Source organism: Chitinophaga eiseniae, from assembly GCF_012641265.1.
GTDB lineage: Bacteria > Bacteroidota > Bacteroidia > Chitinophagales > Chitinophagaceae > Chitinophaga > Chitinophaga eiseniae_A.
Genome location: NZ_JABAHZ010000006.1, coordinates 285,456 through 300,881, shown reverse-complemented (window position 1 = coordinate 300,881; position 15,426 = coordinate 285,456). Strand labels below are relative to the sequence as shown.

Annotated in this window: 12 protein-coding genes and 1 pseudogene; 10 read left to right on the top strand and 3 right to left on the bottom strand. The window is 48.2% G+C overall.

Annotated elements, in window-relative coordinates; translation table 11 throughout:
- Positions 1-33 precede the first annotated feature (33 nt).
- From HGH91_RS23350 to HGH91_RS23335, 4 genes are all read left to right on the top strand, one after another.
- On the top strand, positions 34-2,424 hold the full coding sequence (locus HGH91_RS23350; RefSeq protein WP_168741208.1) for an ABC transporter permease: 2,391 nt from the start codon (positions 34-36) through the stop codon (positions 2,422-2,424).
- Between the two features lie 115 nt (positions 2,425-2,539).
- Complete coding sequence (locus HGH91_RS23345) at positions 2,540-4,060, top strand: ArnT family glycosyltransferase (RefSeq protein WP_168741207.1); 1,521 nt, start codon at positions 2,540-2,542, stop codon at positions 4,058-4,060.
- A 187-nt stretch (positions 4,061-4,247) separates the two neighbouring features.
- Positions 4,248-4,937, top strand: coding sequence for a hypothetical protein (locus HGH91_RS23340; protein ID WP_168741206.1), 690 nt, complete (start codon positions 4,248-4,250; stop codon positions 4,935-4,937).
- An 8-nt stretch (positions 4,938-4,945) separates the two neighbouring features.
- Entirely contained in the window at positions 4,946-5,326 is a 381-nt protein-coding gene (locus tag HGH91_RS23335) for a hypothetical protein (RefSeq protein ID WP_168741205.1), read from the top strand.
- Here the strand turns inward: HGH91_RS23335 and HGH91_RS23330 are convergent.
- The 3 genes from HGH91_RS23330 to HGH91_RS23320 all read right to left on the bottom strand — a co-directional run bounded on the left by HGH91_RS23330 (position 5,319) and on the right by HGH91_RS23320 (position 8,807).
- Complete coding sequence (locus HGH91_RS23330; RefSeq protein ID WP_168741204.1) at positions 5,319-6,377, bottom strand: response regulator; 1,059 nt, start codon at positions 6,375-6,377, stop codon at positions 5,319-5,321. The genes HGH91_RS23335 and HGH91_RS23330 overlap by 8 nt on opposite strands.
- A 5-nt stretch (positions 6,378-6,382) precedes the next feature.
- A complete protein-coding gene (locus HGH91_RS23325; protein WP_168741203.1) occupies positions 6,383-7,897 on the bottom strand; it encodes a PAS domain-containing sensor histidine kinase in 1,515 nt (504 codons plus the stop codon).
- Positions 7,898-8,093: 196 nt separating this feature from the next.
- A complete protein-coding gene (locus HGH91_RS23320) occupies positions 8,094-8,807 on the bottom strand; it encodes a pirin family protein (protein ID WP_168741202.1) in 714 nt (237 codons plus the stop codon).
- A gap of 167 nt (positions 8,808-8,974) precedes the next feature.
- On the opposite strand from HGH91_RS23320, the gene HGH91_RS23315 reads away from it, so the two are divergent.
- The 6 genes and pseudogenes from HGH91_RS23315 (at position 8,975) to ureC (ending at position 15,425) form a co-directional block, all read left to right on the top strand.
- Positions 8,975-11,059: a TonB-dependent receptor plug domain-containing protein gene (locus HGH91_RS23315; protein WP_168741201.1), complete on the top strand. Its 2,085-nt coding sequence runs from the start codon at positions 8,975-8,977 to the stop codon at positions 11,057-11,059.
- A gap of 11 nt (positions 11,060-11,070) precedes the next feature.
- The gene (locus tag HGH91_RS23310; RefSeq protein WP_168741200.1) at positions 11,071-11,658 is read left to right on the top strand and encodes an HmuY family protein; all 588 of its coding nucleotides are present in this window, start codon (positions 11,071-11,073) and stop codon (positions 11,656-11,658) included.
- A 23-nt stretch (positions 11,659-11,681) separates the two neighbouring features.
- Positions 11,682-12,632 (top strand): DUF6607 family protein, encoded by a 951-nt coding sequence (locus HGH91_RS23305; protein ID WP_168741199.1) that lies wholly within the window; start codon positions 11,682-11,684, stop codon positions 12,630-12,632.
- 379 nt (positions 12,633-13,011) lie between these two features.
- The gene (gene ureA / locus HGH91_RS23300; protein WP_145675032.1) at positions 13,012-13,314 is read left to right on the top strand and encodes an urease subunit gamma; all 303 of its coding nucleotides are present in this window, start codon (positions 13,012-13,014) and stop codon (positions 13,312-13,314) included.
- 18 nt (positions 13,315-13,332) lie between these two features.
- Positions 13,333-13,632: pseudogene (gene ureB / locus HGH91_RS23295) on the top strand (urease subunit beta); the annotation flags it as partial.
- A gap of 71 nt (positions 13,633-13,703) precedes the next feature.
- Positions 13,704-15,425, top strand: coding sequence for an urease subunit alpha (ureC, locus tag HGH91_RS23290; protein ID WP_168741197.1), 1,722 nt, complete (start codon positions 13,704-13,706; stop codon positions 15,423-15,425).
- Position 15,426 lies beyond the last annotated feature (1 nt).

The window sequence follows — 15,426 nt, the reverse complement described above, 5'->3', positions numbered from 1 at the left end:
CTTTTTTTATGAACAATAGCCAAATTCGCTCCCATGTTCGGTAATTACTGCAAGATCGCGTTCAGAAGCCTGTTGAAAAACAGGTTTACAACGTTTGTAAATATTGGTGGGCTAGCCGTTGGCCTGGCCAGTTTTATCATCATCTTATTGTACCTGAACTATGAGCTGAGCTACGATCGCTGGGATGCCTCGCTGCAGCGGGTATACCGGGTATCGCAGCAAACAGAAAGTAATTTTACCGATAACCCCACCCCAGCACCCCTGGCGCCCCTGCTGCGGGAGCACCAGGAAAATATCACCGCCTACACCCGGATACAGCCATCGGGCAGCTTTGAAAGCCTGGTGAGTGCAGGAGACAAGAAGATTTACCAGTCAGACATTGTGGGGGCCGATAGCGGATTCCTGGAGGTATTCCCTTACCGGCTGTTGGCCGGGAATGCAGCTACGGCTTTCAAGGAGCCTTCTTCCGCGCTGCTTTCCAGGGAGGTGAGTGAAAAGCTTTTTGGCGCCGCTGATCCCATTGGGAAAGTTATTACGCTATTCAATAAACAGCCCTTTACAGTGACCGGCATTTTTGCGGAACCCGAAACGCCCACTCACTTTAAGGCAACCATGATATTGCGTAATCCATCGATGCCCGATAACAATGCCTGGAGTAATATTTCTTTCATTTCGTATGTGCGTTTACGGGAACCAATGGCGCCATCGAAATTGGATGAGCTGCTGAACCGCACTTATTTCGACTATCATATAAAATCGGGGAATCAAACCTATGCCGCCTGGCTGGGGGCAGGTAACAGGCCTTCCCTGTTTACAGAGGCGGTGGCGGATATCCACAATTTTCCACGCCTGGGCAGCAGTTCCTTTAAAACAACGATTATCCTGTTTTTGCTGGCAGGATTGTTACTACTCAGTGGCGCGCTGAATTCCAGCAACCTGTCGCTCGTAAAAACCCTGAAGCGTTCACGGGAAGTGGGCGTACGAAAAGTAATGGGTTCCAGCCGCCGGCAAATACTGTGGCAGTTCCTGCTGGAAGTGACTATCCAATGCAGTATCAGCCTGGTGCTGGCGTTGTTGTTATGCGTGGTGATGCTGCCGGTGTTTAACCGTACGTTTGATCTGCCCTTGTCGTTTTCCCGCCAGCTGCAGGGTTATACCATGCTATGGCAATGCGGGGCGGCCCTGGTGGCCATTGTATTAATTTCCGGGCTGTATCCGGCCATCGTATTTGCCCGCCGCGAAGCGGTGCATGTGCTGAAGGGCAATTTCAGCATGGGACTTAGCAGCAAGCGTTTCAGTCATTCGTTGATCGTAGTACAGTTTGCCGTATCGGTATTCTTTATTATCAGCGTACTGGTGATGTCGAACCAGATGCGTTTTATGCGGCACCGCGATATAGGCTTCAATCCCCAACAGGTAGTGCAGGTACAGGCGATGCAACCTACGCGCGAGGGAAATTTTGAAAAGACCCGGGCGAAGTTGCTACGTATTCCCGGCGTACAGTATGTGTCCAAAACCACGGCTGTTCCGGCAGGCAGGGTAGATACTTCCAGCATGCAGTTTCACTACCAGGGCAATACTACTTCCCTTACCTCCGTACGGATAAGTACCGATTACTTTCAAACATTGGGGATAGCGGTGCTGAAGGGCCGTGGTTTCGATGACGCCCATCCTGAAGACCAGAACAATACCGCTATTATCAACGAAACAGCGGCCCGGTTGCTCGGTGTAAAAGACCCGGTGGGGTCACCCATCAGCTATGCGGAGTGCGACAGTGTGCCCTACCGCATTGTGGGTGTAGTGAAGGATTTCCAGGTGCAGGGCTTCGACAGTTATGTACGGCCTACGTTTTATAGTATTTCCAATGCGCATTGTACGTATCAATCGGGAGGGGCGCTGATGGTAAAGGTAAATACAGCCAACCTGGACAAGACCCTGGCGGCGATTACGCAACTGTGGGGAGAAGTAGAGCCGGGATTTCCTTTACATTATTCTTTCCTGGACGATAATTTCCAGCGCTTATTCAGCAGCTATAGCCGGATACAGGCCATCATCCATGTGTTTACGTTGATATCCGTTTTCATTTCGGTAATGGGATTACTGGCATTAACCATCTATGTAACAGAGCAGCGTACCCGCGAAATTGGTATCCGGAAGGTATTGGGGGCCAGCATCAGCGGTATAGTAACGTTGTTGTCGAAAGATTTCCTGGTACTGGTAGTATTGTCAGTGGTGATAGCCACGCCGGTTGCCTGGTATTTGCTGGAGCAGTGGTTGAGAGATTTTGCTTTCCGGACAACGATTACCTGGCAGATATTTGCCGGTGGTGCTGCCAGCGCCCTGCTGATAGCCGTTGTAACGGTAGGCTGGCAGGCCTTTAAAGCCGCCAGCGCTAACCCTGCTCATAGTTTAAAGGTGGATTGATGTAGTCCCTAGTGTTAAATTTAGTTAAGGACAACCTGCCTGACGGTGGTACGGCATGGAGATTGTGGCCCTTGTATTCCTACACACGATCTGTCACATTAACTGTTAGCATGCTATGGAGGAATCGGCCGGGGTTAAGCGCTTTTTAAATTATCTTACTGCGGATAAGTGGGTGGCGGTGGCCATCTGTTTCATTACGGTATTAAGACTTTCTTTTACGGGATTAATGGGGCCTATGCCCCAGGATGCCTATTATTACTTCTACGGGCAGCATTTTGCCCTTTCCTACTTCGATCATCCACCGGCAATTGCCTGGATTTTACGGGCTTTTACAGACCTTTTCGGACGGCATGTGTTTGTGATCAAGCTGGCCGACACCCTGGTAACGGCAGGTACCCTGCTGGTGTTTTACCAGCTGGCCCGGTGTTTCCTGCCCAGGGAGCGGGCCTGGAATGCCTGGCTGCTACTCTATGCCACGCTGATGGTAACGATATTGTCGCTCATTTCCACGCCGGACGTCCCACTGTTGTTTTTCTGGTCGTTGTCTTTGTTGGCCATGTACAAAGCGCTGTTTGAGCAGCGCCGGATGTACTGGATCTGGTCGGGCATTGCCATGGGACTTACGTTCGACAGTAAGTATACTGCGTTGTTTCTGCCGGCGGGCGCTGTGCTGTTTTTATTATTGTCGCGGGAACACCGGCGCTACCTGTGGTCTGGCGGTTTTTTGCTGAGTATCCTGTTTTTTGCGATCACCATCTTACCGGTAGTGATCTGGAATGTGGATAACCAGTTTGCCTCTTTCCGGTTCCAGTCGTCTGAACGGGTAGGTGGGGTGGAGTTTCACCCGTTAGACTTTTTCGGTGTTATCGGGCACCAGGCGGCGATATTGTTACCGGTATTGCTGGGCGTTTTATGTTATTATCTCTGGAAATTTGTTCGTAAATACGGGATACATATTGGCCGCATCCCGGCGCGGCACCTGTTCCTGTTATGCTTTTTTGTGCCCATCTGTGGCCTGTTTACCGTGATATCGCCGGTATATTGGGTAAAGATTAACTGGATGATGCCTGCTTATATCACCGGCATCATCTGGGTAAGCACCTGGCTTACGTTTAAGTATATACGCTGGCAGTGGATTTGTTCACTGGTAGTGCATATGGCCCTGGCGGTGGAAGTGCTGTTATACCCGGTGCCGATCCACTCGGATGATACGATGATAGGCTGGAAGGGCCTGGGTGATGGGGTGAAAACATTGTCGGCCAGTTACCCGGATGATTTTATTTTTTCGGCAGATGATTATAAAACCAGTGCCATGCTCAACTTATATCTTGGCCGCATGGTATATTCCCGCAACGTGATTGGGGAAAACGCATTGCAGTTCGATTTTATAGGCACTGATTTGAATATCCTCAAAGGTAAAAACGCCCTTTTTATTAATTCTCTCACTGATGTAGATGATGATAAAGACGAAGTAGCTTTTATGGATGAGTTAGCTCCATTTTTTAGTTCCGTCACGCCGCTCCCCCCGATTATAGTCACGCAAAACGGCCGTGTAGTAAGGAAATTCCTGGTATACCGCTGCCTGGATTACCGCCCTCCCAGGGGTACCGATGATCGCCGTCATCCCGAAAAATGATGAATGTCATCCCGACAGGTAATGCGCATCATTGTTCAGCAATATGCGCGGAAGTAATTTTACATCATTGAATTTCTAACCGGATCATCATCATACTAAGATAAAATAGTGAACGGAGAGGTGCTGTTGTAAAGTATCACCGTTAAAAGCGGTGATACTTTTCCTGGTATCTTTAAAAATGCAAATTATGTTTAGTGGCTTGACTCCTACTTCCAGGCAACGCAGGTTTTGCGAAGGCTTCCTCTTCTTCCCGATTAAGCATCTGCGTAAATACGGGCATTTCATTTTCAGGCAATATGGAGGTCATGCGGGCGTGAAATCGTTGCTGGATATGAAGTTGGGGGCGTTGGACTTTAATACCCGGTATGCAGAAAGTATCCAACAATGTATTACCGAAGAGGCAGCGCCTAAAGCCCTGCGGGTATTGGATAAGATGGAAGCGGCCTATGCCAGAATGCAGGCAGCGGGAGCGCCGGTAACAGGTGTTTACCAGGATTTCAATGAATTGTTTATTCACTACTATCGTGAGGTGATGGTATATCATAACGTGGTATTGCGGAACCTGAAGGATGAGCTGAAGCCGGTGCTGAAGCCTAAGATCACTGATGGAACGACCGCTGTAGCCGGGTATGATCACATCCATAAAGTAGCTAAACTGGTCAGGGAGTTTTTGATACAGAGCAAAACGATATTGACTTTACTGGATGATTTTGTGGAGAAGGAAAACAATTTCCCGGCAGCTTACAATCATCGGGAAATCGTATTGCTGGTAAACGATATCAGGCAGTTATATTTTACGCAGAAAGACCTGGTACAGCTGTTAAAGAGCTGGGCCAGAGACAAAGACATACATGGACTTCAAACGTATTACAATTAGCCTTTGATATGGCGCATGAACTGCTGAAAGATCCTACCCATGCAGAATTTATTGAATGGTGCAGTGCATGGATCAGGATCCTGAAAACCTTGAGAGCGGAAAATGCAGCGTTGATTAACCAGTTGGCGGATGCATTAAAAGAAACCGCACGCCGTTCTTTCATAGAACAGGCGGAGGAATTTCAGTTGTTGATGTTGTCCAGGGAGCAGTCTATGATATTATTGAGGCACGAGATAAATGAGCAGATGGAATGGCTGGAAAAGCAGCCCGTTGGCGTACCTGCCCCTCATTTGTATGAGGTGTTGAAAGGAGATGTAGAGGGGATGGTACAGGAGCATGATAGGGTGAGGGTTGCTTTTCTGGTCTTTATTAACCAAGAGGTTAGTTAACCAGTTCCGTGAGTTTTTTGATAGACAGGGAGGCAATCTGTCCTTCTTTTAAGGCAATCAGTTGCTCGTCCCTGAAATCGCCCAGGGTGCGTATCAGCGACTCTTTGGCCACGCCTGCTACGGCGGCCAGGTTTTCCCGGCTGATATCTATCGTAAAATGTTTACTGCCGGTGCTGTTATATTTCTTATCCAGCATCAACAATGCTTCTGCCACTTTTTTACGCAACGAATTATAAGCCAGCCCAATCAGCTGCTGTTCTTTTTCAACCATTTCCTTCGACAATAACTGGATGAATTTCCCCAGAACTTCGGGATTGCTGCTAATCAGCTGCTCGAAGTCTTTCTGGGGGATAATGGCCAGCAGGCTTTCTTCCATGGCTTCTGCATTTTCCTGGTAGTTGCCGCCTTCCAGCAACGCATTATATCCCAGGAAATCCCCTTCATTGTACAACCCGATAATCAATTCCTTGCCATCATCATTACGTTTATACGTTTTTATTTTTCCCTGCACGATATAGTACAGGTATTCGGGCCGGTTGCCGGCGGTATAGACGCTTTGTTTCTTTTTGTACAGGTGGGTATTCCGGTCCTCCCGCAGGCGGGACAGGTGTTCATCGCCGGTGCTGGCAGACAGCAATACTTTTACGCCGTGTAAGCCGGTAATGCTGGTATCTTTAATTTCGGCGCATCTTTTCAGCCGGCTTTCAATGGCGCTCAGCAGCTCGGTTCCTTCAAAAGGTTTGGTGATATAATCATCGGCACCCATTTCCATGCCCTTGCGTACGTCGCCCCGTTCCGCTTTGGCCGACAGGAAAATAAAAGGTGTGGTTTGCAATGCTTTGTTTTTATGGAGCATATGCAGTACGCCAAATCCGTCGAGTACCGGCATCATAATATCGCAAACGATCAGGTCGGGATGATGTTCCAGGGCCTTGGCCACGCCTTCTTTCCCATTGGCGGCGGTAATCACCTCGTAGTTGGCCAGCTCCAGGATTTCGGCCACATTTTCGCAGATAGCGGTATTATCTTCTATCAACAGGATTTTTTGCATGGTATTTAGTTTTTCGGAAATGGAAGGGATACCAGGAATTCGGTACCCTGATCAAGTGTACTGTTGCAGGAAACAGAACCGTTCATCAGTTCTGCATATTTGGCTACGATATGTAATCCAAGACCGGTGCCTTGTATGTTGGCAACATGCTGGCTACGGAAGAAACGCTCAAACAGGTGAAGCCGGTCTTCCTCTGAAATGCCGATCCCCTTATCCCGTACGGACAACTGGAAGGCGCTGTTGCTGCACTGGGTACGAATAGAGATAATGGCGCCTTCGGGAGAAAACTTAATAGCGTTAGACACCAGGTTCATGACGATGTGCTTCAACAGTGTAGGGTCAAGATGTGCCTGTGTATTGCCGTGATGGGCATAATAGATTTGCTGGGCCGATTTTTTCAATCCATCCATTTCGCTGATGATAGTGCCGATGTGTTTGCTGGCATCGAACAGGCTGTGACGTACCTGGATTTTTCCTTCTTCAATTTTTCCTACAGATAAAAAGTCATTCAGGATATCGGTCAGCATATTCACCGAAGAAATGATACGCTGTATATGTTTACCGCGTTTGGGGGCATCTTCCACGGCTTCATACTTGGATACCAGGTATACCGACGACAGGATGGCGCTCAGTGGTGTTCTGAATTCGTGCGATGCCAGGGAAACGAACCTGGACTTCAATTCATTGAGTTCCCTTTCTGTTTCCAGGGCTACCCTTAATTCGGACTCTGCCTGTTTAATCCGGGTAAGGTCTATGGCGATACCTATATAGCCGGTAATTTCGCCCGCTTCGCGTATAGCCGATACCGTGAGTGATACCGGCAGGGAGGTGCCGTCTTTACGCAGGTACAGCCATTCATATTCATTGTGTAAATTCAGTTTAGCCTTGATCGTGAGTGTTTCCATCCCTGGTTCTACGGCCTGGTGCAGTTGACGTGAAAATTCCTCTGCTCTCAGCGCTACTTCTTCCTTATCATGCAGCATCATAGGGGTGTATATATCAATAACCTCGCTCGCTTTATACCCCAGTATCCTTTCTGCCGCCGGGTTAAACCATTTAATATATCCCTCCTTGTTGATAACAATGATCATAGCGCCGGCATTGCTCCATACGCTATTGAGAATGCTGTTGATCTTTTTGAGCGTACCTTCTTTAATCGCTACTTCCTTCTTTTGTTGTGTAAGTTGCTGCTGCGTTAGCTCTGATTTTTTCCGGTCGGAAATGTCCATTACATATATAATGGTTAGCACTCCTCCGGGTGTTTCATGGTCGCCCTGGTTGACTTCCACCGGGAACCGGCTGCCGTCTTTCCGCAGTGCAACCCGTTCCCCGTCCTGGCAGAACAGGAGACTGTCTATTGGTGCGCCGGTAATTTCCTCTTTCGTATAGCCGAACTGGTTAAGCAGGAAGGGGTTCGCCATGAGAATAGCGTTGTCACTGTCGGCTACCAGTATACCGATCGATGCATGGTTAAAGAGCACTTCGAAGCCGATGTAATTATTTTGAGTGGTACTAGTCATACCGTAACTGACCCTTTATTGCGGTGCTATATAAATTTAATGATTCCGTTTGGAATAACACGCAGCCAGTTCAAAAACCGATGTTAAGTCTTTCATTCTGAACATAGATTTTTTTATTGCTATAGGTAAGTGCTTCAAAATAATTATCATCCTGGGGTAAAATGAGTGGGACGCCTGGGCGTCCCTCACTGCTGTATTACTTCTGGTTAATCGGGGTTTCTATAATCAGGAACTCTGTCTTCTCACCACACTGCAGGGAGATATCACCGGTTTCCCAGATGCCTACGGCATCTCTTTCCTGTAACACCTGGTCCTGTACCCGCAGTCCGCCGGCAATGGAAAAAATGAACACGCATTTATTCAGCGGGTTGAAGGTGTAGGTAAGACTGGAAGGTTGCTCGTAATAACCCAGCGATAATTTAGCATTCTGGTTAATCCAGCAATGTTGCAAACCTTCCTCTCCTGAAACGATGGTTACCAGTTTATTTTTACGTTTATCTTTTGGAAAGCTGCGTTGTTGATAACGGGGCATGATATTTTGTTGCTTGGGCATAATCCATATTTGCAGGAAGTTCACCTCTTCGCTGCCAATATTATATTCTTCATGTCTTAACCCGCTACCGGCACTCATAATTTGTACCGCAGGCGCTTCTATTTCAGTGCTATACCCCATCGTGTCTTTATGGTTCATTTTACCTTTCAGCAACACGGAAATGATTTCCATGTTAACATGCGGGTGTATACCAAAGCCTTTGCCGGCCTCCACAAAATCGTCATTGAATGCCAGCAAAGTGCCGAATGCGCTGCGCATCGGATGGCAATAATCGCTGAAGCTGAAGAAGAAATTGCTTTTCAACCAGCCAATATCTTTAATACCCCTTTCGCTTGCGGGGAAGAGTTGCAGTTTCATATAATCAAGAACAGGTAACGTGTAAAAATTGTTTGCACCGGTACATAATTACCGTGAAAACGAAGTTAACGGCAATTTTCCGTATCTCGTAAATAACTTTCCCGAACTCGTAAGCCTTGTTTTTTTTCTGCACTTACTTTTGCTTCACTTTTCAGATAAACTTTAACATGTATAAATATTTACTCCTGATCGTATGCATCATGGGGATAGGGAATCTCTATGCCCAAACAGATACAGCTGCCAACGCTAAAGTGTTGCAGGAGATAGTGGTGACTGCTACCAGGAATGAGCAGCTGCTCAGTAAAGTACCGGTACCGGTGAAGGTAATTACGAAGCAACAGATACAAGCCATGGGCGCGGTATTGCTGCAGCAGGTGCTGGCCGAACAAACAGGTTTGTTTATCACCTCCAATCATGGCACCGGTGTACAAATGCAGGGGCTGGAAGCCGAATACACCCTGATACTGCTGGATGGCGAACCGCTGATAGGCAGAACCGCCGGTACCTTCGACCTGTCGCGCATCGTCGTGTCCAATATTGAAAGAATTGAAATTATTAAAGGTCCTGTATCATCCCTGTATGGAAGCGACGCGTTGGCCGGTGTTATTAATATTATCACCAGCCCTCGTCAAGCTGCTGGTATTACCAGCATTACCGGCAGGTATGGATCCAATAATACCTATACGCTGGATGCGAATACCCGCGTGCCTTATGCCAATGGTAGTTTTTCTGCCGGTATTAACAGGTATAACAGTGATGGATATACGTTAAATACCAATGCTGCATCACCTACCGTGTCGCCATTTAAAGCTACTACGGCGCAAGCCCGCTGGCAGCACAACTGGTCATCGAAATGGCATACCGTTGTGTCGGGCCGGTATTATGAACAGCGGGCCAACAATTATTTCGATGATGCCAAAGGCAGGGTGGATGATATTGGGAAGGAGAAAGATATGAATGCCTCCCTGCAAATCAGCCATACACCTTCTGCCAACTTCAAACAGGTGCTGCGCGGATACTACTCCAGGTATTCCACCAATGAAGAAATGCGCTACCAGCAGGATAAAAGTATGTACGATGCTTCCTTTTTTAAACAGCAATATATAAAGCCCGAATACCAGGCCGACTGGCAGATACATCCGAAACACCAGCTGACTGCCGGCGCCGGTTATGTGCATGAAACATTGGAAGCTACCCGCTACGATGAACGCATGGCGTTTAACACCGGTTACATTTTTGTGCAGGAAAACTGGAAACCTGCTAATGCCTGGAACATATTGGCTGGAGGGCGTTTTGATACACATAATCAATACCCTTCCCAGTTCAGTCCCAAGCTGTCGGTGTCCTGGAATTTCCATCCTGACTGGCGTATACTCGGTACCGTTGGCCGTGGCTACCGTGCGCCGGATTTCCGGCAACTGTACCTGCATTTCAACAATGCGGCAGTAGGCTACTCCGTAGTAGGTACCAAGCTGGCTGCTGATATTTTAAAAGAGATGCAAAATCAAGGACAGATCAAGCAGGTAAACATCGACCCGGAGCAACTGAAGAACCTGGATGCCGAAAGCTCCTGGTCTTACAACCTGGGAATAGAAGGAAAAGTATTTGCGGCTACTACGGCGAAGGTGAATTTCTTTTACAACCAGGTGAAAAACCTGATTGATACCCGGGCTATTGCGGTGAAGACCAATGACCTGGCCGTATACAGTTATATCAATATCAATAGCATTACTACCAGTGGTGCAGAGCTGGAGCTGGGGCAGCGTATAGGAGATTGCTGGCAGTTGTCGGGCGGATACCAGTACCTGCGTTCCAAAGACAATGAGCTCTTTAAAAAAGTAAAAAACGGGCAGGTATATACGAAGGATGCCGGTACCGGAGAAACGCGTGCACTTACCCGGAGGGAGTACTTTGGTTTGTTTAACCGTTCCCATCATGCGGCTAACCTGAAAGTAGCGTTTACCCATTCCCGTTTGGGTATAGATGCTAATGCCAGGCTGCTGTATCGCAGCAAATATGGATTTACGGATGAGAATGGAAATAATGTACCTGATTTAAAAAGCGAGTTTGTGCCGGGGTATGCTATGGTGAACCTGGCAGCAGCCAAATGGCTGTTCAGGCGCCAGCTGCGCCTGCAGGCTACCCTGGAAAACCTGTTTAATTATACCGACCCGCAGCATATTAGCACTATGCCAGGGCGGATTTATAGCGTTGCTGTTACCTGGAATTTTTATCACCCTGTTAATAAATAATCACAACCTATATGAAGATGCAATCTCTTACATCAGGCCTGCTTGCCTGTTCACTGGTTTTCCTTTTTTCCTGTAAAAAAGATGATAACAAAGATACCCAGCCGGTACCTGGCGCTACCTCTAAAACCGTCGTTAACCTCGACGCCGATGCGGCCAACAAAAACAGTTTTACCCTGTATAACCTGGAGGAAGGGAAAATTGTATCCAACAGCGATTCAGCTACCACCAAATGGGATATTGGGTTTAAGGCTACTACCATCATCATCAATGGTGGCAGCAGTGGCCCCGGCGGCACCGTAGCGCAGGTAATATCCGGTGTATATAACCAATTGAACCAGGCGCCGGAGGCAGGTTATACCACCGATGCTACCGCGAAAAAAGCCATTACCGGCTGGTATTCCTACAATATGAATACCCATGTGATTTCACCGGTAGTTGGATCTATTATTGTTGTGAAGACCACCAGCGGAAAGTATGTAAAAATAGAAATTACGAGCTATTACAAAGATGCGCCAGCTAACCCGGATCAGACTTCCCTGAGTCGCCACTATCATTTCCGCTACGTATACCAGGCCAATGGCTCCCGTAATTTTAACTGATTCTGTTACTAAACTCAAACAGCATGAAACACATCATTACCTTTACCATGGCTGGTATATGCCTGGCATGGACAGCTTCTGCACAGCAGAAAGGCGGCGACAAACTGGCGCAGGACAAAGCCGCTATAAAAAGCATGTGCGGATGCCAGGAAGTAACCTTTGAATATACCGAAACCTTCCCCGCCGATACGAGCTATAGACCTAAAGGATACCATAAAATTACTGACGCAGTGGAATATGTGACGGTAGCCGCGGAAGATAAAAACCGTATTGTATTGCAGCACCTGCTGATTGCCGATAGCATGGTCATCAAGCATTGGACAGAAGACTGGCTATACGAAAACCAGCAACTGCTGGCGTATGATAAAGACGATGAATGGAAGAAAGTATCCCTGCCAGCGGCACAGGTAAAAGGGCAATGGACCCAGAAAGTATATGGTGTGGATGATGAGCCCCGCTATGAGGGCTCCGCTACCTGGGTGCATACAGATGGCCGTCACTACTGGGAATCGGCCAGTGATGCACCGCTGCCCCGCCGGGAATATACTACCCGCAAAGACTACAACGTATTACACCGTACCAATCACCATGAAATTACCGCTACCGGCTCTATCCACGAACAGGACAACCTGAAAGTAGTGCGTATAAACGGTACCGATAAAGTAATTGTGGGCGAGAAAGGACTCAATACCTATAACCGTACTGATGAAAACAGGTGCAAGCTGGCAAAAGCCTGGTGGGAACAAAACCAGGCTTTCTGGGCGGTAGTGCGTAAGAGCTGGGATAAAGTATATGGCGGCAACAGCGCCATTCACCTCCAGCGTAAAGTGAATAATGAGCCGCTGTATAAGGTAATGGCAGCACTGGAAGAGAAGGCATTGCGCAAGGAACTGACCGGCGCCGCGCTGGAAAAAGAAGTAACCGCCACCCTGCAACAGTTTGCCACCAATAAAGAGTTGAGTTTACAACGATAAACGAGTGGATAAGAAAAGTCGCCGCAGTCATTCCTGGCTGCGGTTTTTTTTTGCTGCTAACCTTCGGGTTACCACACCTTTTTATTTGGTACCTGCTACGTATCTTTGCAGCTTGTTACTTTAACAGTGTAACAGTTGTAGGTTATGAGATGACTGGAATATTCCTATCCCGGGTCCAAATAAAAAAAGCGGTGCATGTGCAAACATGCGCCGCTTTTTACTTCCACAGCTGACATTCGTTAGCCAGGCAGTTGCTGTTATACAACACAACATTTCTTACCGGCGTTTTCCTGCCGATATGATTTTCGCGCCATTATCTGTATATTTCTGAAAAATATAACGGATACCGGTTTCCTATTGTCATTCACAAAATTAATATATGCATTTAACTCCCCGCGAAACGGAGAAGCTTCTGCTTCATCTGGCCGGCGAACTGGCCGCTAAACGAAAGGCCCGCGGCCTTAAACTCAATTACCCGGAGTCTATCGCCTACATCAGCAGCCACCTGCTGGAAGCTGCCAGGGATGGGAAATCAGTAGCGGAACTGATGCAATACGGCGCTACTATTCTCACCCGGGATGATGTCATGGAAGGTATTCCTGAAATGATACACGATGTACAGATAGAAGCTACTTTCCCGGATGGTACCAAACTCGTGACCGTCCATGATCCTATTCGTTAATATGTAAAACTACGCGACATGATTCCTGGAGAATATTTTTTAGGAGAAGGAGATATTGAATGCAACGTGGGCCGCAAAACCGTGAAGGTAAAAGTGGTGAACACCGCTGACCGCCCCGTACAGGTAGGCTCCCACTGCCACTTTTTTGAAATCAACCGCAAAATGAGTTTCGACCGGGAGAAAGCTTTTGGTAAACGCCTCAATATCGCCGCCGGTACGGCTGTTCGCTTCGAGCCTGGCGAGGAAAAAGAGGTGGAGCTGGTAGAACTGGGCGGCGCCCGCCGGGTATTTGGTATCAATAACCTGGTAAATGGCGACACCACCCTGGAAGCCAGCAGGGAAAACGCGATGACGAAAATGCTGGCCGCAAACTTTAAAAACAAAGCACAATGAGCCTGAAAATAAACAGAGTTAAATACGCCAATATGTACGGCCCTACTGTAGGGGATAAAGTAAGATTGGGCGATACTGATATTATCATTGAGATAGAGAAGGACTTTAACGAATATGGCGATGAGAGCAAGTTTGGCGGCGGTAAAACAGTAAGAGACGGCATGGCCCAGTCCAGCACCGCTACGAGCGACCAGGGTGTACTGGATTTTGTGATCACCAACGTGATCCTGATCGATCACTGGGGCATCGTGAAAGGTGACCTGGGCATCAGAAACGGAAAAATTGTAGGTTTTGGCCAGGCAGGTAACCCCGATACCATGGATGGCGTACATCCCGATATGATCATTGGCGCCGGTACAGAAGTACATGGCGGCGAAGGCCTCATTGCCACTGCCGGAGGCATCGATACCCATATTCACTTTATTAGCCCCCAGCAGATCGAAACCGCCCTGTTTAGCGGCATCACCACCATGATAGGCGGTGGTACCGGCCCGGCAGATGGCACCAATGCCACCACGGTGACACCCGGTAAGTGGTTTATGGAAAGAATGCTGCAGGCAGCCGACGCTTTCCCGATGAACCTGGGCTTCTTCGGAAAAGGCAACTGTGCCACCGAAGGCCCTATCGCAGAACAGATTGAAGCAGGTGGACTGGGTGTAAAAATACATGAGGACTGGGGCGCCACCCCCGCCGTTATCGACGCCGCACTGAAAGTGGCCGACCAATACGATGTACAGGTGGCTATCCACACCGATACGCTCAACGAAGCAGGCTTCCTGGAAGATACCATGAACGCCATCAATGGTCGCGTGATACATACCTTCCACACGGAAGGCGCCGGTGGCGGTCACGCACCCGATATTATCAAAGCAGCCATGTACCCCAATGTACTGCCCGCGTCCACCAATCCTACCCGTCCGTATACCGTCAATACAATTGATGAACACCTCGACATGCTGATGGTATGTCATCACCTCAGTAAAAGTATCCCGGAAGATGTGGCCTTTGCAGATTCCCGCATCCGCCCGGAAACCATTGCTGCAGAAGACATCCTGCACGACTTGGGCGTATTCAGTATGATGAGCTCCGACTCCCAGGCCATGGGACGCGTAGGAGAGGTAGTGACCCGCACCTGGCAAACCGCCGATAAAATGAAAAAGCAACGGGGTGCATTACCGGAAGATGCCGGCAAAGGCAACGATAATTTCCGCGCTAAACGCTATGTGGCCAAATATACCATCAACCCGGCCATCGCGCAGGGGATTTCCAACTATGTAGGCTCTGTGGAACCCGGCAAAATTGCGGATATCGTGCTGTGGAAACCAGCCCTGTTCGGCGCTAAACCGGAAATGATTATCAAAGGCGGTATGATCATCGCCAGTAAAATGGGAGATCCGAACGCGTCTATTCCTACGCCGCAGCCGGTAATATTGCGCACTATGTTCGGCGCCTATGGTAAGGCTATTCACAAAACCTGCGTGTCTTTCGTGTCCAAAGTATCGCTCGAAAAAGGCATCGTAGAAAAGTATGGCCTCGAAAAAATGGTGTTGCCCGTTTCCGGTTGCAGAACCATCACTAAAAAGCACCTGATCCATAACGATAAAACACCGGAAATTACCGTGAACCCGGAAAATTATGAAGTGCGTGTAGACGGAGAGGTGATCACCTGTGAACCGGTAAGTACCGTGCCTTTAGCGCAACGCTACTTCCTGTTCTAAA

Excerpts from the sequence above, each read along its gene's own strand:
- HGH91_RS23305 (WP_168741199.1), top strand. The coding sequence starts at position 11,682 with ATGAAACACATCATTACCTTTACCATGGCTGGTATATGCCTGGCATGG.
- ureC (WP_168741197.1), top strand. The coding sequence starts at position 13,704 with ATGAGCCTGAAAATAAACAGAGTTAAATACGCCAATATGTACGGCCCT.
- HGH91_RS23320 (WP_168741202.1), bottom strand. The coding sequence starts at position 8,807 with ATGAAACTGCAACTCTTCCCCGCAAGCGAAAGGGGTATTAAAGATATT.
- ureA (WP_145675032.1), top strand. The coding sequence starts at position 13,012 with ATGCATTTAACTCCCCGCGAAACGGAGAAGCTTCTGCTTCATCTGGCC.
- HGH91_RS23335 (WP_168741205.1), top strand. The coding sequence starts at position 4,946 with ATGGCGCATGAACTGCTGAAAGATCCTACCCATGCAGAATTTATTGAA.
- HGH91_RS23310 (WP_168741200.1), top strand. The coding sequence starts at position 11,071 with ATGAAGATGCAATCTCTTACATCAGGCCTGCTTGCCTGTTCACTGGTT.
- HGH91_RS23330 (WP_168741204.1), bottom strand. The coding sequence starts at position 6,377 with ATGCAAAAAATCCTGTTGATAGAAGATAATACCGCTATCTGCGAAAAT.
- HGH91_RS23345 (WP_168741207.1), top strand. The coding sequence starts at position 2,540 with ATGGAGGAATCGGCCGGGGTTAAGCGCTTTTTAAATTATCTTACTGCG.
- HGH91_RS23350 (WP_168741208.1), top strand. The coding sequence starts at position 34 with ATGTTCGGTAATTACTGCAAGATCGCGTTCAGAAGCCTGTTGAAAAAC.
- HGH91_RS23315 (WP_168741201.1), top strand. The coding sequence starts at position 8,975 with ATGTATAAATATTTACTCCTGATCGTATGCATCATGGGGATAGGGAAT.
- HGH91_RS23325 (WP_168741203.1), bottom strand. The coding sequence starts at position 7,897 with ATGACTAGTACCACTCAAAATAATTACATCGGCTTCGAAGTGCTCTTT.
- HGH91_RS23340 (WP_168741206.1), top strand. The coding sequence starts at position 4,248 with ATGTTTAGTGGCTTGACTCCTACTTCCAGGCAACGCAGGTTTTGCGAA.